General features: G+C 43.5%; 22 protein-coding genes, 1 tRNA gene and 1 rRNA gene. All 24 read left to right on the forward strand.

Annotated features, from left to right (window positions below):
• The first annotated feature begins 21 nt into the window (after positions 1 to 21).
• Positions 22 to 324, forward strand: coding sequence for a sporulation protein YabP (yabP, locus tag HNR44_RS17325; protein WP_184405897.1), 303 nt, complete (start codon positions 22 to 24; stop codon positions 322 to 324).
• Entirely contained in the window at positions 321 to 884 is a 564-nt protein-coding gene (gene yabQ / locus HNR44_RS17330) for a spore cortex biosynthesis protein YabQ (RefSeq protein ID WP_184405900.1), read from the forward strand. The genes yabP and yabQ overlap by 4 nt, the downstream gene beginning before the upstream one ends.
• Before the next feature lie 42 nt (positions 885 to 926).
• A complete protein-coding gene (locus HNR44_RS17335) occupies positions 927 to 1,310 on the forward strand; it encodes an FtsB family cell division protein (RefSeq protein WP_184405903.1) in 384 nt (127 codons plus the stop codon).
• Positions 1,311 to 1,462: 152 nt separating this feature from the next.
• On the forward strand, positions 1,463 to 1,855 hold the full coding sequence (locus HNR44_RS17340) for a S1 domain-containing RNA-binding protein (RefSeq protein ID WP_184405906.1): 393 nt from the start codon (positions 1,463 to 1,465) through the stop codon (positions 1,853 to 1,855).
• 178 nt (positions 1,856 to 2,033) lie between these two features.
• A tRNA-Met gene (locus tag HNR44_RS17345) sits at positions 2,034 to 2,110 on the forward strand.
• A 412-nt stretch (positions 2,111 to 2,522) separates the two neighbouring features.
• Positions 2,523 to 5,015 carry a stage II sporulation protein E gene (spoIIE, locus tag HNR44_RS17350; protein WP_246407624.1) on the forward strand — a complete coding sequence of 831 codons (2,493 nt, stop codon included), beginning with the start codon at positions 2,523 to 2,525 and terminating at the stop codon, positions 5,013 to 5,015.
• A gap of 74 nt (positions 5,016 to 5,089) precedes the next feature.
• A complete protein-coding gene (locus tag HNR44_RS17355; protein WP_184405908.1) occupies positions 5,090 to 5,827 on the forward strand; it encodes a VWA domain-containing protein in 738 nt (245 codons plus the stop codon).
• Positions 5,790 to 6,782, forward strand: coding sequence for a serine/threonine protein kinase (locus tag HNR44_RS17360; protein ID WP_343069577.1), 993 nt, complete (start codon positions 5,790 to 5,792; stop codon positions 6,780 to 6,782). The genes HNR44_RS17355 and HNR44_RS17360 overlap by 38 nt, the downstream gene beginning before the upstream one ends.
• A gap of 62 nt (positions 6,783 to 6,844) precedes the next feature.
• Positions 6,845 to 7,603, forward strand: coding sequence for a threonine/serine exporter family protein (locus HNR44_RS17365; RefSeq protein ID WP_184405911.1), 759 nt, complete (start codon positions 6,845 to 6,847; stop codon positions 7,601 to 7,603).
• Positions 7,604 to 7,614: 11 nt separating this feature from the next.
• The gene (locus HNR44_RS17370) at positions 7,615 to 8,058 is read left to right on the forward strand and encodes a threonine/serine exporter family protein (protein ID WP_184405913.1); all 444 of its coding nucleotides are present in this window, start codon (positions 7,615 to 7,617) and stop codon (positions 8,056 to 8,058) included.
• Entirely contained in the window at positions 8,039 to 9,436 is a 1,398-nt protein-coding gene (gene tilS / locus HNR44_RS17375) for a tRNA lysidine(34) synthetase TilS (RefSeq protein ID WP_184405916.1), read from the forward strand. The genes HNR44_RS17370 and tilS overlap by 20 nt, the downstream gene beginning before the upstream one ends.
• 48 nt (positions 9,437 to 9,484) lie before the next feature.
• On the forward strand, positions 9,485 to 10,027 hold the full coding sequence (hpt, locus tag HNR44_RS17380; RefSeq protein ID WP_184405918.1) for a hypoxanthine phosphoribosyltransferase: 543 nt from the start codon (positions 9,485 to 9,487) through the stop codon (positions 10,025 to 10,027).
• Between the two features lie 65 nt (positions 10,028 to 10,092).
• Positions 10,093 to 12,153, forward strand: coding sequence for an ATP-dependent zinc metalloprotease FtsH (ftsH, locus tag HNR44_RS17385; protein WP_184405921.1), 2,061 nt, complete (start codon positions 10,093 to 10,095; stop codon positions 12,151 to 12,153).
• Positions 12,154 to 12,323: 170 nt separating this feature from the next.
• Complete coding sequence (locus HNR44_RS17390; RefSeq protein WP_184405923.1) at positions 12,324 to 13,097, forward strand: type III pantothenate kinase; 774 nt, start codon at positions 12,324 to 12,326, stop codon at positions 13,095 to 13,097.
• A 184-nt stretch (positions 13,098 to 13,281) separates the two neighbouring features.
• Complete coding sequence (gene hslO, locus HNR44_RS17395) at positions 13,282 to 14,178, forward strand: Hsp33 family molecular chaperone HslO (protein ID WP_184405925.1); 897 nt, start codon at positions 13,282 to 13,284, stop codon at positions 14,176 to 14,178.
• A 112-nt stretch (positions 14,179 to 14,290) separates the two neighbouring features.
• Positions 14,291 to 15,223, forward strand: coding sequence for a cysteine synthase A (gene cysK / locus HNR44_RS17400; RefSeq protein WP_184405927.1), 933 nt, complete (start codon positions 14,291 to 14,293; stop codon positions 15,221 to 15,223).
• 157 nt (positions 15,224 to 15,380) lie between these two features.
• Positions 15,381 to 15,971, forward strand: coding sequence for an anthranilate synthase component II (locus HNR44_RS17405; RefSeq protein WP_184405930.1), 591 nt, complete (start codon positions 15,381 to 15,383; stop codon positions 15,969 to 15,971).
• A gap of 62 nt (positions 15,972 to 16,033) precedes the next feature.
• The gene (folP, locus tag HNR44_RS17410) at positions 16,034 to 16,876 is read left to right on the forward strand and encodes a dihydropteroate synthase (protein ID WP_184405932.1); all 843 of its coding nucleotides are present in this window, start codon (positions 16,034 to 16,036) and stop codon (positions 16,874 to 16,876) included.
• Positions 16,869 to 17,228: a dihydroneopterin aldolase gene (gene folB, locus HNR44_RS17415; protein WP_184405934.1), complete on the forward strand. Its 360-nt coding sequence runs from the start codon at positions 16,869 to 16,871 to the stop codon at positions 17,226 to 17,228. Before folP ends, folB begins: the two co-directional genes overlap by 8 nt.
• On the forward strand, positions 17,225 to 17,758 hold the full coding sequence (gene folK, locus HNR44_RS17420; protein WP_184405936.1) for a 2-amino-4-hydroxy-6-hydroxymethyldihydropteridine diphosphokinase: 534 nt from the start codon (positions 17,225 to 17,227) through the stop codon (positions 17,756 to 17,758). Before folB ends, folK begins: the two co-directional genes overlap by 4 nt.
• Positions 17,710 to 17,937, forward strand: a complete 228-nt coding sequence (locus HNR44_RS17425; protein ID WP_184405939.1) for a helix-turn-helix domain-containing protein — start codon at positions 17,710 to 17,712, stop codon at positions 17,935 to 17,937. Before folK ends, HNR44_RS17425 begins: the two co-directional genes overlap by 49 nt.
• Positions 17,938 to 17,942: 5 nt before the next feature.
• Positions 17,943 to 18,935, forward strand: coding sequence for a tRNA dihydrouridine synthase DusB (gene dusB / locus HNR44_RS17430; RefSeq protein ID WP_184405972.1), 993 nt, complete (start codon positions 17,943 to 17,945; stop codon positions 18,933 to 18,935).
• A gap of 103 nt (positions 18,936 to 19,038) precedes the next feature.
• Entirely contained in the window at positions 19,039 to 20,544 is a 1,506-nt protein-coding gene (gene lysS, locus HNR44_RS17435; protein ID WP_184405942.1) for a lysine--tRNA ligase, read from the forward strand.
• 299 nt (positions 20,545 to 20,843) lie between these two features.
• A 16S ribosomal RNA gene (locus HNR44_RS17440) occupies positions 20,844 to 20,937 on the forward strand; the annotation flags it as partial.

The raw sequence follows: 20,937 nt of genomic DNA on the forward strand, positions 1-20,937 counted from the left end.
TGTCATTCTTGGGGGGTTACTATGAACGAATACGGGCCAAATCAACGATATAAGAGTGCTGAACCGGTTCACGATATTGTTATGAAGGGGCGTAAGACGCTGGAAATCAGCGGTGTGAAGGAAGTTGAAAGTTTTGATAGCCAAGAATTTTTACTTGAAACCGTGATGGGATATTTATCGGTAAGAGGGAGAGACTTGCATATGAGAAACTTGAATGTCGAAGAAGGGCTTGTATCTATTGAAGGTAAAATTGATGATCTTATCTATGTGGATGAGCATAACAGTGGCAAACCTAAAGGCTTTATCGGGAAGTTATTCAAGTGACACTCGACGTTCAGTTTCAGACCTTCTTTGCCATGATGATTGCCGGCTCTATGATTGCGGTTCAGCTGGATGTCTACCAGCGTTGTTTACCGGATAAAGCAAGATCCAAATGGCCCCAAGCCTTCCTGGATCTTTGCTTTTGGATCGTACAGGCCATGCTCGTTTTTTACGTATTGTATATCATGAATGATGGAGATTTTCGATTTTATATTTTTCTAGCGATTATTCTCGGTTTCTTCGTATACTGGCAAACGGTTCGTCCCTTGTTTTTACGTTTACTGGAAGTAATCCTTAAAGTTGTAGATCACATTTATCGTATCGTGTTGAAAATCTTTTATTTGTTCTTGCTTATTCCTGTGGTATGGTTGTACAAAGGAGTCAAACAATTGCTTATCATTATATACAAGTGTTTTCGCTTGCTTTTCGATCCGTTTGTCTCTTTATTAAGGTTTTTATTACGGCCGTTATACCAAGCCGTAGGTGGAGAGCGAGTCGTTGCTTTTGTTAAGCGATTGTGGAGACGTGTTTTTCCTAAAAAAGATGAAGAAGATAAGCAATAGTTTGTCAATGACAATAAGCCATATGCGGGGAGGGGAAGGCAAATGGCAGGCGGGCCAAATCGTAAGGTTACCCAATTGAAAAGGGACAAGATGCATGAACAGGAACAGGAACGATTGGCACTGCAGGAAGAACGTCGCAAACGTGGATTAGTCAGACGTTTAACAACGATCGGTATTCTTGCAGCTGTCGTCGTTATTTTCGCAGGAATTGCGCTCGTTTCACAACAAAGTATGATTGAAGCCAATGAAGAAGAAAAGGCTGAGCTTAAAGCCCAGCTGGATGATATGGAAGCGGAGCAGCAATCGCTTGAGACGAAAATAAAGAATTACAATGACGAGGAGTATATCACTGAAATTGCACGTAGAGATCTTTATTTAACAAAACCTGAAGAAACCATCATTAAGGTTCCTGAGGAGGAAAATTAATCCTCCATTATCACGATCTCATGTTTTTGCGCATAGCATAAACATCGTGTATGCTAATAGTGCCTGAAAAGTAGTGTTCATGTTGGAAATCTTTTTGAGCGCATGCACAACTCTTGAAGGATTTAAAAAATTAAGGAGGAGCATTTCGTATAATGTCGATTGAAACAGGCAGTAAGTATAAGGGAAAGGTAACCGGTGTCACCCACTTTGGTGCATTTGTTGATTTGCCAGAAGGACAGACAGGCCTGGTGCATATCAGTGAGGTCGCCGATCAATACGTGAAGGATATCAAAGAGTTCGTAAAGGTCGGCGACGAAGTCACAGTAAAAGTGCTTAAAGTCGAAGGTGATGGAAAAATCGGTTTATCGATCCGCAAAGCGCAAGATCGTCCACGAGAAAATCGAGACCGTCATCAAGGTGGAAAGAAACGGGAGCCAAAGCTTTCTTTTGAAGATAAAATGAGCCGATTTCTCAAGGATAGTGAAGAGAACTTGGCAACACTTCGAAAACAAACGGATGGCAAAAGGGGCGGTCGCTCACGATGATAAGCGCATGCCGTTTCATTGAATAACAACGACGATCATAAATAAGAGGGGGGAGGTCCTCCTCTCTCTTTTGTTTGGACTGATGAAATGATATGGGTAACTTTAAAAAAAGAGTTGTAAAATAACCATTGACTTAAAAAATGACAGTCGTTATAATGTAGCTTGTCTGGTTTTAATTGGCGGTGTAGCTCAGCTGGCTAGAGCGTACGGTTCATACCCGTAAGGTCGGGGGTTCGATTCCCTCCGCCGCTACCAAATGATACAATTAACCAAGAGACCTTCGGGGTCTCTTTTTTTATTGGCAAAAAATAAAAATCATCGGTGTGGCTTATCTCCATGGGTCAGCAGCACGTTCAATCACCCTCGGCTCACTTCGTGCCATATGTTTACAAACGATATGCCGTCTAAGGAAAGAAACCTTTGTCGTAAATCATATATTCCACGCTTTGTCGATCCAATATGCGCTGATTCGGCACTAGCACCATTTCCAAATGTTTATTAAACAGGAATGCCTGTTCTATATATGCGGAAAAAACTTGAGTTATTCGCACTTGTGAAAGAAGTCGAACGATTTTCAACATCATAACAGTATTCTGACAAACACTGCACTTATATGCATCTATACTCGACTATCAAGAATACATCCAAACGATGGTGGTGAACGTATATGATGCAAAAAGATACAACACAGGGTCAGCTAGGGAGAATTTTCAATCCTTTGAATTGGGCTGCTGGGATGAAGGACCTTTGGGTTAAGGGGGGAAATAAGTTACAGAGCGGCGCTGAGCTTGTTTTTTTAAAGTGGGGGCTGTTGTTGTTCCTCGTAGGTGTCATGTTAGGCCGAGCCGCGATTTTATCTGACCTTTACCCTTTTGCGATTCCCTTTTTTGCTGCAGTATTTGCCTGGAAAAAAGAAAAGGCGGTTTTGGCAGCTGTAGCCGTTATTGCTGGAACGATGTGGGGACTCACTTTTAATATTCCCTATGTTCTCGCGGGGTTATTGCTTTTTCTTCTTTTCTACCGTGTAGCACGATACATAGCAGGGAATAGGAAATGGACGCTTCCCGCAGCGGTTTTTATGGCGTCCCTTGCTTCAAGAGTTGTCGTGACTGCTGTTGGAGAAGGAGTAATGACGCAGTACCACTGGTTTATGGCGGGCATTGAAGCTGGCTTGGGATTAATGCTGACAATGATTTTTTTGCAGAGCATACCTTTATTGGACGTTCGGAAACCACAACGCTCATTAAAACATGAAGAGATTATCTGTTTTATTATACTGTTAGCTTCGGTGATGACAGGGGCCATTGGATGGGTGATCTACGGCCTTGGTGCGGAACATATTCTCGCTCGTTATCTCGTTCTTTTGTTTGGACTTGTTGGAGGCGCGGCCATTGGGGCAACGGTCGGGGTCGTTACCGGGCTTGTTCTTAGTTTGGCTGCACTCGCAAACTTGTATCATATGAGCTTACTCGCATTTGCAGGACTGCTTGGCGGTTTGTTGAAAGAGGGGAAAAAAGTTGGTGTCAGTATAGGTTTGTTAGTAGGTACTGCTTTAATCGCATTGTACGGCGATGGGATGAACAATCCTGCTATTACTGTGATGGAATCTGTGGTGGCGATCATGCTTTTCTTGCTTACGCCAAAGGTACTTACGAATTATATGGCAAAATACACCCCAGGAACGTTGGAGCATTCGAATGAACAACAGTTGTATCTTCGTAAAATCCGGGATATTACCGCAGCGCGTGTTGAGAAGTTTTCGGAATTGTTTCAAACGTTATCGGTAAGCTTTTCGACACCTGAAATTCGTGAAAAGCAAATTCAGGATGACAAGGAAGAAGACCGCTTTTTGGCGGATATTACGTCGAGTACGTGTCAGAAGTGTTTTCGTAAAGAAAGGTGTTGGGTGGATCGCTTCGATACAACTTATGATATCATGCACAACACTATGACCGATATTGAAAAAACAGAGCAAGTTGAGCCAAGAACCTATGAACGTTTAAAACGGCATTGCATCTATCCGGATCGGATTGTGCGGACGATGAAGGAAAAATGGGAACCCCATGAAATGCGGCAATTGTATGTCCAGCAGTTAGAGGAAAGCCGAAAGCTTGTGGCTGACCAGCTGCAAGGCGTATCCGAGGTGATGAGCGAATTCGCAAAGGAAATTCAAAAGGAGAAAGAAGCTCATTATTATCAGGAGGAACAAATTCATCTCGCCCTTCATGATGCTGGACTTGAGATCGGGCAAGTAGACATCTATAACTTAAATCCCAGGAATGTGCATATAGAAATTGTGTTAGGAGAAAGAATGAATCATGAGGAAGCAGAGAAGTTGATTGCACCTATGCTTTCAGGAATTTTATCTGATCATATAATCGTGGAGACGATGTACTACGATGAGGCTCAGATGGGGAATCGGGTATCGTTTGCTTCTGCGAAAACATTCACGATTGATACAGGATCAGCGACTGTTGCAAGAGGCGGGGAGTGGCTTTCGGGAGATAATCACGCAGCTATGCAACTGGGTTTTGGAAAATTTGCGGTGGCGATTAGTGATGGGATGGGAAATGGTAAACGTGCGCATCAGGAGAGCCGGGAAACGTTACAATTACTTCAGAATATTTTGCAGTCAGGCATCGATGAGAGAGTCGCCATTCAGTCGATGAATTCGGTATTAGCACTACGCGCAGATGAGGAAATGTTCTCAACTCTTGATTTGACGATGATCGACTTGCAAACGGCAAATACGAATTTTCTTAAAATCGGATCTATGCCTAGTTTTATAAAGCGAAATAGCGAAGTATTCTCTGTTGAAGCAGGCAATTTACCGATGGGAATCATTTCCGAGGCAAGTTTTGATGTAATTACCAAACAATTGCAAGATGAGGATCTTCTTGTGATGATGAGCGATGGACTGTTTGATGCTGCTCGTTTCATAGAAAATAAGGATCGATGGATGAAACGACTGATCCGGGAAATGGAGACAGAAGACCCGCAGATACTTGCAGATGTATTGCTGGAACAAGTCATACGGGCAGGGGATGGTACCATTGGAGATGATATGACCGTTGTTGTAGCAAAGGTTCGCCGTAATACGCCAGATTGGGCAGCCATTCCGATGGGGAGGTGGGTACAACCGTTCGCAAAGGATGCTTAAAACAAGTATATCTCCGCTTGTATTGGTCAATGATTGTGATAACCAATCAAGATTTTACGCAGGGGAGGATATAGATGGGCACAGGAACATTAAAGCAAATTCTACTACTCACGGATGGATGTTCAAATGAAGGCGGTGATCCTTCTGCCATTGCAGCACTAGCCAGAGAACAACAGGTGACGGTCAACGTTATTGGTGTGCTAGAAGAAGGAGCGATGAATGAAAGCGGACAAACGGAAATTGAAAATATTGCACTAGCGGGCGGCGGTATTAGTCAGATTGTCTATAAGCAGCAACTAGCCCAAACCGTGCAGATGGTTACCAAGCAAGCGATGACGCAGACGTTACAAGGGGTGGTCAATCAAGAGCTTTCGCAAATTTTAGGGAAAGAGCAGGAATGGGATGAACTCCCTCCTGAAAAACGGGGGGAAGTGATGGAAGTTGTTGATGAAATTGGTGAAAAAGTAGACTTAGAAGTTGCCATCCTTGTTGATTCCAGTGCGAGTATGCGGATGAAATTACCAACGGTTCAAGAAGCGTTAATCGACTTATCGCTGAGCATGGCTTCGCGTGGGGGGAGTAACCGATTTACCTTGCTTGCATTTCCAGGAAAGAAAAAGGATGTCGATGTGCTTTGCGAATGGACGAAGGGAATGGATCAGTTAGACGGTATTTTTCAAAAAATCACCCCAGGTGGAATAACACCTACTGGACCAGCCTTAAAAGCAACGCTTAATCAATTTGAAAAGTTGAAAAAAAGGAGCTTGATCTCCCGTGGAGAAGAAACATTCTTTGAAGAACGAAGCTCCTGACCTTTCAAAAGGCACGAAGCTGCTCGGCAAATGGAATAAAAACCCTTACTACATTCGCAGGACGTTAGGGAGAGGGGCGACAGGGGCGGTTTATTTAGCTGATTCCAGAGAAGGTCAAGTGGCACTTAAAGTTGGTCACAACAGTATGTCAATTACTTCTGAGGTCAATGTTTTAAAGCATTTTGCCAAGGTCCAAGGACAAGTACTTGGACCTTCTTTGATCGATGCGGATGATATTACGATTGCTGGACGAAGATACCCGTTCTACGTGATGGAATTTTTAAAAGGTGAAACCGTTTTTAAACATTTAGATCGTCACGGCAAAGAGTGGGGTCCCGTTTTAATTGTTCAGCTTCTTGGTGATTTGGATCGACTGCATCGTGCAGGTTGGGTATTTGGAGATTTGAAACCCGATAATCTCATCGTTGTCAGTCCTCCTTATCGGATTCGTTGGCTTGATGTAGGAGGGACAACATTACAGGGACGAGCAATCAAAGAGTATACTGAGTTTTTTGATCGTGGATATTGGGGGCTTGGCGATCGTAAAGCCGAACCTTCCTATGATTTATTCGCAGCTGCTATGATTCTCATGAACATGATTTATAAACGACAGTTTGATAAGGGGCGTGACGGACAGCAGACGTTAACAACCCATATTGATCGCGCTCCAGAGCTTTGGCCTTATCGGAAATGGTTGAAAAAGGCCCTGACCGGACAATTTTCAGATGCGCAAAAAATGAAGCAATCATTGATGAATATTATTTCAAAAGAAGCAAAGCCTGTAAAAAGAAACCCCTCTTTTCACCAGCAGCAGCAAAAGCCACAGACTTTGAAAAAAAGGGGGAGAAAAAGAGGGAAGACTCAAAAAAGCACGTTTGGCATGCTCGACGGTGTTTTAGTGATTGCTTTTCTATTGCTTGCATCTGCTTTATACTGGGTGGGACAACTGATTTGATGTGGATTGGTGCTGCCAACGATGTGAGTGAATAGCAGCTGATTCGTTGGAGGACAATATTCATGAAAGAACGTGAACGCTTGAGCGACTTATGTTTATTAGCCGGGAAGCTTATGGTGACCTATGGGGCGGAAACGTATCGGGCGGAAGATACCATGAGGCGTATGGCGATCGCAGGCGGGATGAAAAATGTCCATAGTTTTGTAACCACCACGGGAATTTTTTTATCAGGTGTCCATGAAGACGGCCACAATATCATGCAGATGATTCGAATCGTTGACCGTTTTCAGGATTTAAACAAAGTCACGGAAGTCAACCATCTATCACGGGAATTTGTACTTGGACGCCATAGCATTGCTGAAGCAAATCAAGTGCTTCTTACAATCTCGGAAGCACCGATGAATTATCCGCTTTGGCTCATCTATATGGCTTCTGCAGTTGCAGGGGGGACATTTTCTTATTTAGTGGGAGATTCCATGTTTGATATGGTGCCTGCTGCTGTTGGCGGACTAATCACAACTCTATTCCTCGTTTTATTTCAACATTACTTAAAGGCTAAATTTTTCTCGGAATATTTAGCTTCGTTTTTCGGTGGAATTACAGCTCTCGTCTTAGTGCATAGCGGTTTTGGCAATAATTTGGATCAAGTTGTGATTGGAACGTTGATCCCGCTCGTACCCGGGGTTCCATTGACCAACTCGGTACGGGATATGATGAATGGCGATTTAATTTCAGGGCTTGCGCGCGGTTCTGAAGCAGCGTTAACGTCAATATCAATTGCAGCAGGAGTAGCAACGTCTGTATCATTGTTTTTGTCGTAGGGGGACAAAAGATGTGGGAAATATTGATTTGTTTTATGGCGACGGTTGCATTTGCAATTATTTTTAACACCCCCTACCGTCTTCTTTGGAGGATTGGATGCATCGGCATCTTAGCGTGGATGATATACAGTTCGCTTCCAAAGATCGATGTTTCCCTTGTACCTGCAACGGCCCTTGCCTCGTTCGCAGCTTCACTCGTTAGTTATTGGCTGGCGAGGCGCCATCGCGTCCCTGTAACGACTTTTACGATCCCGGGGATTATCCCGCTTGTGCCCGGTGGGAAAGCATATGAAACGATGCTTGCATTTGTAGACGAAAATTACATAGAAGGGCTAACGCAAGGGGCGGAAACGCTTCTGCATGCAGGTGCAATTGCCAGTGGAATCGTATTCGCTCTGTCGATTTTTTCTATTGGGAGGGGGGCTGGTCAAAGATATGAAACAAAAAATCGCTGAGTTTTTGGCTCGCCATCAAATGTTCCCAAAGGGTTCGTCTGTACTCGTCGCCGTGTCCGGGGGTGTAGATTCCATGGCATTACTCCATTATCTACATTCCCAAAAGGATGTTTTTGAAATTACAGTTAACGCTGTGCATTGCAATCATGGCTTGCGGGAGGAGGCTTGGAAGGAAAAGGCTGTTGTCCAACAATTCTGTGCCGATCGAGATATCCCTTTTTTTTATAAAAACTTGGGAGTGAAAAAAGAACATAACACCTCGATTCAGCAGGTCTCCCGGGAGAAAAGGTATGAATTTTTTTCCCAAATCATGAAAACAGATGAGATCGATCGTTTAGCGACTGCCCATCATGGGGATGATCAAGTAGAAACCATGTTGATGAAACAAATGAGAGGCTTTAATTATTATGGCGGGGAGATGGGCATAGCCGCCAATCGTTTGTTTGGAACGGATAAGAGGATCATTCGTCCCTTTCTACCAGTCACTAAGAAGGATATTATTGATTATTCACGGCGCAATGAGGTCCCCTGGTGTGAAGATACGAGCAATGAAAGCAATGATTATACGCGGAATCGTATTCGTAAGAAGTTGTTGCCAACCTTAAAAAGTGAAAATAAAGAGGTACATACACAGTTTCAAATGCTTGCTGAAGATCTTAGGGAAGATGCCCTTTTTCTTCGTCAACAAGCCGAAAAAATCGTAAAAGAAGCGGCTGCAGTACAAACAGACGAGGTAACATTAGACTTGACAAGGTTTCGTCATCACCCTTTTTCTTTACAACGGCGAGTAATTCACTTACTATTGAACTATCTGTACCACCAAAAAAATGCGCAGTTTTCTCGCGTACATATTGAGGATTGTCTGGAGTTGATCACAGCCAAACACCCTTCGGCTGAACTCTCATTACCTGATGGGGTGTCTGCGCTTCGAAATTACGAAGAGCTGTGTTTGTCAGCGAAAAAACATAAAGGTGGGATTGAATCACCACAAGAATTACGTGAATTTCCGGTAAAGTTGGAATCTGCAATTGGGACCCTATCTTTTGCAGAGGGACATACTTCTCTTTCTGATCGAGAACCTACTGTCTATTGTTGCCCGATGTCTCAACTTTCATTGCCTATCTATGTCCGTACGCGTAAACCGGGAGACATCATGCGGCCCCTTGGCTTAAGTGGAACACAAAAGTTGAAGCAGATCATGATTGATGCTAAAGTTCCGCGCCGGCAGCGAGAGCATTGGCCGGTGATTACGGATGCGTTAGGTAACATTCTTTGGGTTCCTTTACTTAAAAAAAATGAGGGTGCAAACCAGAAAGCTAAAGATAGCAATTACCTGGTCATTGAATTATTTAAAAATGATGGTACGCCCGAAATGTAAAATGAAGTTTTATGATCGATAATGCGGAAACGAGGGTGCAAAAGCAGAATGAGAGAGGAAATTGAAAAAGTATTGATAAGCGAAGAAGCTATTCAGAAAAAAACCCAAGAGATTGGTGAACAGATTAAAGATCAGTATGAGGATCGTTTCCCTCTTTTGATCGGTGTGTTAAAAGGGGCCATGCCATTTATGGCAGATTTGAGCCGTGCGATTGATGCCCACCTTGAAATTGATTTTATGGATGTTTCAAGCTATGGAAATAAAATGGTTTCTTCTGGAGAAGTTAAGATTGTAAAGGACCTAGATGCATCAGTAGAAGGAAGAGATATTTTAATCATTGAAGACATCATTGATAGTGGCTTAACTTTGCACTACCTTGTAAACTTGTTTCATCACCGAAAAGCGAATTCAGTGAAGATCGTTACCTTGTTAGATAAACCTGAAGGGCGAAATGTTGATATTGTTCCAGATATTGTCGGTTTTACAGTGCCGGACGAATTTGTAGTTGGTTATGGCCTTGACTATGCAGAACGATACCGCAACCTCCCTTACATCGGTATTTTAAAGCCGGAAGTTTATCGAAGCTCATGATTGGACTGTAAAATGAAGTATGATAATATTAGCTTTGTTGTGTCACCTGCGGGAGGAGGTTAGGAATGAACCGAACAGTGAGATATACTATTTTTTGGCTAGTGATTCTTCTAGTACTTATCGGGATTGTTCAACTTTTTACTGATGAACCAGTTGAAGATGAAATGCTGACAACTGAAGAATTCTTACAAGCGCTTGAACAAGATGATATTGCCTCGATGACCGTTCAACCTGAAATGGGTGTTTATTTTATTGAAGGTGAACTGGTAAATGGAGGAGAAGAGGAATCCAATGAATTTTCAGCATATGTTTTGGAATCACCACAAATCACATCGTTATTGATCGAAGCGATGCAAACCAACGATTCAATGGCAGTTAGCGATACAGTGCCTGAAGAAGAGCCTGGCGGTTGGGTCCAACTTATGATTGCGATCATTCCGTTCATCATTATCTTCATTCTTTTCTTCTTCTTGCTTAGCCAAATGCAAGGCGGCGGGAATCGAATGATGAATTTCGGTAAGAGTAAAGCCAAAATGCATCAGGACGATCAGAAGAAAGCCCGTTTTAAAGATGTAGCAGGGGCTGAAGAGGAGAAACAAGAACTTGTTGAGGTTGTTGATTTCTTGAAGGATCCTCGCAAATTTGCCAACATCGGAGCAAGAATTCCAAAGGGTGTCCTTCTTGTTGGACCTCCAGGTACAGGTAAGACGTTACTGGGTCGTGCTGTTGCTGGAGAAGCCGGTGTGCCTTTCTTTTCGATTAGCGGTTCTGATTTCGTTGAAATGTTCGTCGGTGTCGGTGCATCAAGAGTACGTGACTTGTTTAACAATGCGAAGAGTAATGCACCTTGTATCATTTTCATCGATGAGCTTGATGCTGTGGGCCGGCAACGTGGCGCTGGTGTCGGTGGTGGCCACGATGAACGTGAACAAACCCTTAACCAATTACTTGTAGAAATGGATGGTTTTGAAGGAAATGAAGGCATTATTATCATTGCCGCAACGAACCGTTCAGATGTCCTTGACCCCGCTTTATTACGACCAGGTCGTTTTGACCGTCAGATTACGGTCGGTTTACCGGATGTCAAAGGACGAGAGCAAGTGTTGAAGGTCCATCAGCGTGATAAGCCGTTGGATGATGATGTGCAAATCGATGTGGTCGCACAACGAACGCCTGGCTTTGCAGGAGCTGACCTTGAAAATCTCCTTAATGAAGCCGCACTTGTGGCTGCAAGAGCCAATAGCACGAAGATCAAAATGGTTCATATTGAAGAAGCCATTGACCGTGTGATCGCTGGTCCAGCGAAGAAGACACGAGTGATCTCTGAGAAAGAGAAGGACATTGTGGCTTACCACGAAGCGGGTCATACCGTCGTTGGGGTAAAACTGGAAAATGCTGATGCGGTGCATAAGGTAACGATTGTTCCACGGGGACAAGCCGGTGGATATGCGATGATGCTTCCAAAAGAAGATCGTTACTTTATGACGAAACCGGAGTTACTGGATAAAATCGTTGGCCTTCTAGGCGGTCGTGTAGCTGAAGATGTTATCTTTGGAGAAGCGAGCACGGGGGCTCATAATGATTTCCAACGTGCCACAGCTATCGCACGTAAAATGGTGATGGAATACGGTATGAGCGAGAAATTAGGGCCATTGCAATTCGGTTCTTCCGGGGGAGGTCAAGTATTCCTCGGGCGAGATATTCAAAATGAACAAAACTATTCCGATGCAATTGCACACGAAATTGATAAAGAAGTACAAGGCATCATTAAAGATAGCTATGAACGATGCCGACAAATTTTAACGGAGCATAAAGACAAGTTAGAACTTGTGGCCAAAAACCTATTGGAATTAGAGACATTGGATGCAGAACAAATTTATTCTCTAATCGAAGATGGCAAATTGCCGGAAAGTCATCACTCGAATTTGGCACAGGCAGATGCCCTTGAAAATTCTGGGAATGCAGATCCTGTGGATGATGAGAACGTCCGAGTAAACATTGGTTCCCAAGAAGAAGATAATGCTTCGAAATCCGGTGAAGAAAATGAAACTCGCGATGAAGATGCAGAGGGAAATGAAACAGATAACAAAGAGGACAACACGCCTAATGATGATCGTAGACAATAAAGCACTACATCGTGGTGTAGAGTAAGGGATGCCCCACAGGGCATCCCTTCTTCACGATTAGAGGTTGTTCAAAAGTCCGGGGCTTCTCCTTGAACGTCTCGGCTCTTTTGTCCTTCTATACACACAATTATTGGGAGAGCAGGTATTCTAGGTAAAGGGGTAATTATCTCATGATTCTGGTTATAGATGTCGGGAATACCCATATTGTTTTTGGGGTATACAATGATCAGCACCTCCTACACCATTGGAGGGTATCGACGGCTCAAGAAAGAACAGAGGATGAATACGGTGTCCTTATGCACACGTTGCTTGGAAATGAAAACGTCTCTATGGATGAAATAGAGGGTGTGATCGTTTCTTCAGTTGTTCCATCCTTGATGTTTGCGCTTGAACATATGTCCCGGAAGTATTTTAAGCAAACACCCATGGTTGTTGGCCCTGGAATCAAAACAGGGTTGAATATTCTTTATGATAATCCGCGGGATGTTGGTGCGGACCGTATTGTTAATGCTGTAGCTGCTATCGAGGAATATGGAGCTCCGCTTGTCATCGTCGATTTTGGTACAGCAACCACGTTCTGTTTTATTGATCGCCGGGGAAATTATGTTGGAGGAGCCATTGCTCCAGGGGTTTCCATTTCAACGGATGCCTTATACGCACATGCATCAAAGCTCCCCCATATTGAAATAGATGCACCCCAATCAGTGGTCGGTAAAAATACCACTCATGCCATGCAATCTGGAATCTACTATGGCTATGTCGGCCAGGTTGATGGAATCGTCAATCGAATGAAACGTGAAGCAGAACAAACTCCAACCGTAATTGCAACGGGGGGGTTATCACGTCTGATTGGCCAATCAGCGGAGTCTATTGATGCTGTTGATCCTTTCCTGACATTGAAAGGGTTAAAGTTAATTTATGATAAGAACCACAATGTTGATTAAAGAAGAGATGTAACGGTATATAAAAGGATGTTCAAAAGCATGGGAACAATCTCGAAAAAGAAAATCACTTTTCTTTGTATGTAGCAACAGGTTTGTACTTCGGTGCACGAAGCTGCGTCTTTTCGTATGACTTGGATCATTTTGTCATCTTTTTTGCACATACACTTAAAGGAGCGGTTTGAATTTGTCTGATTATCTAGTAAAAGCAACGGCCTTTAAGCAACAAGTAAGGGTTTATGCAACGACGACCACTGATATGGTTAATGAAGCAGTCAAAAGGCATCAAGCATATCCTACGGCTACTGCAGCGCTTGGACGAGCGATGACCGTTGGGACGATGATGGGCGCGATGATGAAAGGTGAAGATAAACTGACTGTAAAAGTAGAAGGAAACGGGCCGCTTGGTCCAATTATTGTTGATAGCGATTCTGCTGGAAATACAAGAGGGTATGTCTATAACCCCCAAGTTCATTTTGAATTAAATCGCGCAGGAAAGCTTGATGTTGCTCGTGCCGTGGGAACGGATGGATATATTGGCGTGGCCAGAGACCTAGGGATGAATGAGCAGTTTACAAGTCACTCTCCTATTGTTTCAGGTGAATTGGGAGAAGACTTTACCTACTACTTCGCAACCTCAGAACAAATTCCGTCGTCTGTTGGGCTCGGTGTTCTTGTTGACACTGATAACTCTGTTTTAGCCGCAGGCGGATTTATCATTCAAGTCCTCCCAGATGCTGATGAAGATATTGTAGATCTCATGGAAAAGCAGATCGAAGCTACCCCTCCGATATCGAAACTAATTGAAAGAGGTTATAGCCCTGAAGGGATCATTGAGACGATTACAGGCGGCGATTATCAACTTCTAGAAAACCATCCTGTTCAATTTCATTGCCCTTGTTCAAAAGACCGTATTGGAAGATCAATGATTGGGTTGGGAAGTGAAGAAATCCAGTCAATGATTACCGAAGATGGTGGAGCTGAAACTCAATGTCATTTTTGTAATGCACAATATGATTTTAGTATTGAAGATTTGCAGCATGTAAAAGAGGAAGCGCTGGCACAAGAAGAAAGAAAGGGGTAAGTGCTTGGATTCCTTAGAGGTCAACAATAATGTTGACAGATGCACACGATTCGAGTAAGATTGAATATAATACCAATAAAAATACTAGGGATTACAATGGGAGGGCACGTACATGAGTAAAGTTGTAAATTCAATTACTGAGCTAATCGGAGACACACCCCTCGTAAAGTTAAATCGTCTAACTGGAGAAAATGATGCAGATGTCTATTTGAAGCTTGAATTTTCAAACCCAGGGAGCTCGGTCAAGGATCGTATTGGTCTTGCGATGATTGAACGGGCAGAGAAAGAAGGAAAACTAACCTCGGGGGATACAATCATAGAGCCTACAAGCGGAAATACCGGTATTGGTCTTGCCATGGTGGCAGCCGCAAAAGGCTATCGTTCACTCCTTGTCATGCCTGATACGATGAGTCAAGAGCGCCGGAATTTGTTAAAAGCATATGGTGCAGAGTTGGTTCTTACGCCTGGAGCGCAAGGAATGGGTGGAGCGATTAGCAAAGCGAATGAATTGGCAGAAGAAAAAGGTTACTTCATGCCCCAGCAATTCGAAAACCAGGCAAATGTTGATGTTCACCGTGAAACGACTGGAAGAGAACTGCTAGAGCAAGTGGATGGACAAATTGATGCATTTGTAGCTGGTATAGGTACAGGCGGTACGATTACAGGCGCAGGTGGCCTTCTAAAAGAGAACTTCCCGAACGTGAAAATCGTGGCTGTGGAACCTGCAGACGCTCCTGTATTGTCAGGCGGCCAGAAAGGACCACATAAAATTCAGGGAATCGGTGCTGGTTTTGTTCCTGAAATTTTAAATACAGATGTATATGATGAGATTACAACTGCAACGACTGAACAATCATTTGAATATGCCCGTCGTGCAGCGCGCGAGGAAGGTATCCTTGGCGGCATTTCTTCTGGAGCAGCGATTTATGCTGGTTTAGAAGAAGCGAAGAAATTAGGACAAGGCAAGAAAGTTGTTGTTGTGATCCCTTCAAATGGTGAACGTTATTTGAGTACACCGTTGTATCAATTTGATGATGATGAATAAATTATTCTTTTTCGGATCATGTGCTTGGACAAAACAGGTTAATTCTTGTTTTGTCTTTTTTTATTCAATTACCCCCTAGTACTTTTCTTGGGTATTGTCAAATGATAAACTAAAGTGTGATATGAGCAGAGCTAAGAAGAGCTGAGGAGGAGCATTTATGTTATTTATGATCGACAATTATGATTCATTTACGTATAATCTTGTCCAATATTTTGGTGAGTTGGGAGAAGAATGTGTGGTTAGACGTAATGATGAGATTTCGGTGCAAGAAATTGCTGACCTTAAACCCGACCGCTTGGTCATTTCTCCAGGCCCTTGTGATCCCGATCAAGCCGGAATTACCATGGATGCTATTAAATTTTTTAGCGGGCAAATTCCTGTGCTTGGCGTTTGTTTAGGACATCAGGCCATTGGTCAGGTGTTTGGTGGAAAGGTCATTCGAGCTTCACGTTTAATGCACGGAAAGACATCTTTTCTCCTCCATGATAATCAAACAATATATGCTGGAGTCCCGCAAGAGACAGAAATTATGAGATATCACTCTTTGACTGTCGATCGTGCGACGCTCCCGGATTGCCTGGAGGTCACTTCCTGGACGGAAGAAGGAGAGCTAATGGGTTTTCGGCATAAGGATCACGCGACAGAAGGTGTCCAGTTCCATCCAGAATCCATCATGACTGCAGAAGGGAAAACGATGCTCGCCAAGTGGTTAAATACTCATTCTACTGATGTTGTGGGTTTAGTATAAACGTTAAACCAATAAATTTTGAATATATTTACAGTATCAATCGATAGAAAGGAAGAACGTCCATGGTTAATAATCTTATATCAGGCGAAAAATGGACACTGGATTTTTCGGAAAAAACGATGGTTATGGGCGTACTCAATGTTACACCTGATTCATTTTCGGATGGCGGTCGTTTTAACAATGTCGAAAAGGCTGTTGAGAGAGCGAAAGAAATGGTGGATGAGGGAGCGGATATCATTGACATTGGCGGCGAGTCAACGCGTCCGGGTTCGGTACCTGTATCACTGGAGGACGAACTCTCCCGAGTTTTGCCCGTGATCGAAGCCGTTTCGAAAAACGTCCATATCCCTATATCCGTCGATACGTATAAAGCTGAGGTGGCTCGACAGGCGATTGAAGCTGGTGCCGATATTATTAATGATGTTTGGGGCGCTAAATATGACGAGCAAATGGCATTCGTAGCTGCTAAATCTCAAGCGCCGATCATCGTTACTCATAATCGCCATTCGGCTTCTTATCATGATTTGATGGGTGAAATAATCGCTGATCTACAGGAGAGTATTGATATATGTACTCGCGCGGGTGTCAACCAAAACAAGATTATTGTTGATCCTGGTATAGGCTTTGGGAAATCTTATAAAGATAATCTGGAAGTGATGCGGCAATTAGATAAAATTGTGGCATTGGGTTATCCTGTATTATTAGGAACCTCAAGGAAGTCAATTATTAAGGAAACCTTAGGCCTCCCTGAAAATGAACGGCTTGAAGGAACGGGAGCAACTGTTAGCCTGGGGATTGAACGCGGCTGCCATATTGTACGTGTTCATGACGTGAAGGAAATCACTCGCACCGTGCAGATGATGGATGCGATGTTAGGGAAAAGGAAGGTGAGTCCAGTTGGATAAAATCTTTGCTCAAGGGATGAGTTTTTACGCCTATCATGGCGTTTTTCCGGAAGAAAACAGGCTGGGCCAACGCTTCGTTGTAGATTTGATATTGAAAGCTGATTTAAAGGGCGCAGCAGCAAATGATGATATTGAGCAGAGTGTAGATTATGCAGAAATCTATGAGTCTACAAAATGTGTAATAGAAGGGCATACGTACAATTTAGTTGAGGCCATTGCAGAACACGTTGCAACTGAAATTCTTGATACATTTGCTATTGTTGAAGGGGTTACGGTGAAAGTCATTAAACCGGATCCACCAATCCCAGGTCATTATGATCACGTAGCTATTGAAATCGAGAGGAGTCGATGATGAATACCGCTTATATTGCACTCGGATCGAACATCGGTGGTCGCTCCACCTATTTGCATAAAGCTTTGCAAAGTATAAGCCAACGAGAATCGATTCGGATTTCCGCGGTTTCTTCGATCTATGAAACCGAACCGGTTGGTCTTGAGAACCAACCCTCCTTTCTAAATATGGTGGTCGCAATTGAAACAGATGAATGTGCTGAGAGTTTGTTAAAGAAACTGCAGGATATTGAAGAGCAGCTTGACCGTGTCCGAGTTGAACGGTATGGGCCAAGGACGATTGACCTTGACATTCTCTTATTTAACGATGAAAATATTGAGAAGAATGAGTTGAGCATCCCTCATCCGCGCATGCACGAACGATCCTTTGTGCTCGTTCCCTTGGCAGAAATCGCTCCGTATGTAAAAATGCCAACTTCACATAAAACGATTGAGCATATATTGACATCGCTACCGGAAAGATTAAGAAAGGGAGTTCTTCTATGGAAACGACAAGGGCAGGAGGAAGACTTCGGGCTTTTCGAAAGTTGAAAGGGCACACTCAGCAAAGTTTTGCCAATCAGATGCATATGTCCGTTTCTGTCATCGGTGAAATTGAACGTGGAACGAGACGAGCGGAAGATGAATTTTTAGAACAGGCATGCGCCCTTTTGGGTATTACGACTGAAGAATTGCTAGGCAAAGATCATAATGAAAATGAAGTGCGGTGAGAATGATGTTACAAATCGAAAATATTAAAATGAAAAACCCTGTGGTGCTGGCACCCATGGCTGGTGTATGCAACCCGGCCTTTCGTCTAATTGCAAAGGAGTTTGGCTCCGGACTTGTATGTGCAGAAATGATCAGCGATAAGGCTATCTTGCATAAAAATGAAAAATCATTAAGAATGCTGTACGTCGATGAAAGGGAAAAGCCGCTCAGTTTACAGATTTTCGGTGGTGACAAAGATTCACTCCTCGGTGCTGCTCAAGTCGTGGACGAACAGACCAATGCCGATATCATTGATATAAATATGGGCTGTCCAGTTCCGAAAGTGACCAAATGTGATGCTGGTGCACGTTGGTTGCTTGACCCTGATAAGATCTATGAAATGGTAGCTGTTGTTGCCCGTAATGTACAAAAACCGGTGACCGTTAAAATGCGTACAGGCTGGGATGACGATCATGTGTATGTGCTTGAAAATGCGCAAGCTGTTGAAGCAGCTGGCGGTAAAGCGGTCTCCGTACATGGTCGAACTCGTTATCAAATGTATGAAGGATTGGCAGACTGGGACCTCCTTCGCCAGGTAAAGGAAACAGTAAATATTCCTGTAATTGGAAACGGAGATGTCAATACCCCTCAAGACGCCAAGCGTATGCTTGATACTACTGGTGTTGACGGTGTGATGATTGGACGCGCCGCGCTTGGGAATCCTTGGATGCTGTATCGTACGGTGAAATACCTGGAAGATGGTACTTTGCCAGACGAACCAACTCCAAAGGAAAAAATAGATGTATGTATGCTTCATATGGACCGCCTGATTGATTTAAAAGGTGAAAAAGTTGCGGTTCAAGAGATGAGGAAACACGCAAGCTGGTATTTAAAAGGATTGCGCGGCAGTGGAAAAGTACGTGGTGAAATTAACCAGCTGGAACGTAGAGATGATGTAGCCAACACCATGTATCGTTTTGTAGAAGGATTGAACGAAGAGGCCGCTGTGGGCTCCTAATCGTAAAAATGGCGGTGAACTCTGTACTCCACACTTCGGGAAATGAACATACTGCCAGTGCCCTAGCTGGCAGTTTTTTGATGATAAGATAGGAGATGATGATATGACGCAAGAAGGCCAACAAAGCGACCAAATGCTCGTGCGTCTTGAAAAACTAGAGCAGCTTCAGGAACAGGGATATAACCCTTTTGGCATGCGTTTTGACCGTACCCATACAGCAAGGGCTATGCACGAATCATTTGAAGAATATACCAAAGAAGAGTTACAAGAACGTGAGGGTCAGGATACCGTTGCTGTTGCAGGCCGATTGATGACCAAGCGGGGAAAAGGAAAGGCTGGCTTTGCCCATATCCAAGACCTCAGCGGACAAATCCAGTTATACGTTCGCAAAGACGCCGTCGGTGAAGAACAGTATGAACGATTTCAAACGAGTGACATTGGAGATATTGTGGCCATACACGGTGTTGCCTTTAAAACAAAGGTCGGGGAACTTTCTGTGAAGGCTCATGACTTTCAACTGCTGACGAAATCTCTTCGTCCGCTTCCGGACAAACATCATGGTTTAAAGGATATTGAACAGCGTTACCGACAGCGTTATCTTGATCTTATTGTAAACCCGGATGTTCAGGAAACATTTATTAAACGAAGTCAAATCCTACAATCGATGCGCAGATATTTGGATGCCCAAGGTTTCCTTGAGGTAGAAACACCGATGATGCATCAAATTCCTGGCGGAGCTTCCGCACGCCCATTCGTAACACACCATAATGCATTAGATATGGAATTATACATGCGAATCGCGATTGAACTGCATCTGAAACGCTTAATTGTAGGTGGGTTCGAAAAAGTATATGAGGTTGGCCGTGTGTTTCGGAATGAAGGGGTATCAACGCGACACAACCCTGAATTTACGATGATCGAATTGTATGAAGCCTATGCCGATTATCAGGATATCATGACATTAACGGAAAATCTGATCGCGCATATCACTCAAGATGTTTATGGACAAATGCAAGTGAAGTATGGCGATGAGATTATTGACCTTTCTCCTTCGTGGCGTCGTGTTCATATGGTGGATCTGATAAAAGAAGAGACAGGTGTCAATTTCTGGGCAGAGTTGAGTGATGAGGAAGCGCACCAACTTGCCGAATCTCATAACGTACAAGTGGATGATCATATGACATTTGGTCACATTGTTAATGAGTTTTTTGAACAATTGGTAGAAGAAAAACTCATTCAACCCACGTTTGTCTATGGGCATCCACTCGCCATTTCTCCGTTAGCCCGTCAAAATGCAGAGGATCCAAGATTCACCGATCGATTTGAATTATTCATCGTCGGTCGGGAACATGCCAATGCATTTACGGAGCTAAACGATCCTATTGATCAACGCGCAAGATTTGAAGAACAGGTAAAAGCACGTGAGCGCGGAGACGATGAAGCGCAAATGATGGATGAAGATTTCTTGGAATCTCTTGAATATGGAATGCCGCCAACAGGCGGGTTGGGAATAGGGATTGATCGGCTTGTCATGCTGCTTACAAATGCCTCCTCCATCCGGGATGTCCTCTTGTTTCCACAGATGAAGACGAAGGATCATGAACAATAAATATGAATCACTGTATTGGTTGTAAGCTTGACCAATACAGTGGATTTTTTTTCTTTTAAATTTATACTTGTCATCGCGTGACTCAGATGGTATATTCTTATTTGTCGTTGGCGTTGTTGCCTTGTCTAAATAATTTATTTAAAAAAGTTGTTGACGAGGCTAAACGGAAATGATAGTATTATAAGAGTCGCCGCAAGGAAGTGGCGCCATCAACAATTGCCCTTTGAAAACTGAATGAAAGCAAAGCGAAGCAAGAAAGAAGCCAGCGCGAGCACACCCCCGTGTGCGAGCGGAACCATATGATGGAGAGTTTGATCCTGGCTCAGGACGAACGCTGGCGGCGTGCCTAATACATGCAAGTCGAGCGAACCCGGGGTGCTTGCACCCTGAGGG

The organism is Geomicrobium halophilum (assembly GCF_014207655.1).
Lineage (GTDB): Bacteria > Bacillota > Bacilli > Bacillales > Marinococcaceae > Geomicrobium > Geomicrobium halophilum.

Coding starts and splice junctions, on each gene's coding strand:
- yabP (WP_184405897.1), top strand. CDS start 22: ATGAACGAATACGGGCCAAATCAACGATATAAGAGTGCTGAACCGGTT.
- HNR44_RS17335 (WP_184405903.1), top strand. CDS start 927: ATGGCAGGCGGGCCAAATCGTAAGGTTACCCAATTGAAAAGGGACAAG.
- HNR44_RS17340 (WP_184405906.1), top strand. CDS start 1,463: ATGTCGATTGAAACAGGCAGTAAGTATAAGGGAAAGGTAACCGGTGTC.
- spoIIE (WP_246407624.1), top strand. CDS start 2,523: ATGATGCAAAAAGATACAACACAGGGTCAGCTAGGGAGAATTTTCAAT.
- HNR44_RS17355 (WP_184405908.1), top strand. CDS start 5,090: ATGGGCACAGGAACATTAAAGCAAATTCTACTACTCACGGATGGATGT.
- HNR44_RS17365 (WP_184405911.1), top strand. CDS start 6,845: ATGAAAGAACGTGAACGCTTGAGCGACTTATGTTTATTAGCCGGGAAG.
- HNR44_RS17370 (WP_184405913.1), top strand. CDS start 7,615: ATGTGGGAAATATTGATTTGTTTTATGGCGACGGTTGCATTTGCAATT.
- tilS (WP_184405916.1), top strand. CDS start 8,039: ATGAAACAAAAAATCGCTGAGTTTTTGGCTCGCCATCAAATGTTCCCA.
- hpt (WP_184405918.1), top strand. CDS start 9,485: ATGAGAGAGGAAATTGAAAAAGTATTGATAAGCGAAGAAGCTATTCAG.
- ftsH (WP_184405921.1), top strand. CDS start 10,093: ATGAACCGAACAGTGAGATATACTATTTTTTGGCTAGTGATTCTTCTA.
- HNR44_RS17390 (WP_184405923.1), top strand. CDS start 12,324: ATGATTCTGGTTATAGATGTCGGGAATACCCATATTGTTTTTGGGGTA.
- cysK (WP_184405927.1), top strand. CDS start 14,291: ATGAGTAAAGTTGTAAATTCAATTACTGAGCTAATCGGAGACACACCC.
- HNR44_RS17405 (WP_184405930.1), top strand. CDS start 15,381: ATGTTATTTATGATCGACAATTATGATTCATTTACGTATAATCTTGTC.
- folP (WP_184405932.1), top strand. CDS start 16,034: ATGGTTAATAATCTTATATCAGGCGAAAAATGGACACTGGATTTTTCG.
- folK (WP_184405936.1), top strand. CDS start 17,225: ATGATGAATACCGCTTATATTGCACTCGGATCGAACATCGGTGGTCGC.
- HNR44_RS17425 (WP_184405939.1), top strand. CDS start 17,710: ATGGAAACGACAAGGGCAGGAGGAAGACTTCGGGCTTTTCGAAAGTTG.
- dusB (WP_184405972.1), top strand. CDS start 17,943: ATGTTACAAATCGAAAATATTAAAATGAAAAACCCTGTGGTGCTGGCA.
- lysS (WP_184405942.1), top strand. CDS start 19,039: ATGACGCAAGAAGGCCAACAAAGCGACCAAATGCTCGTGCGTCTTGAA.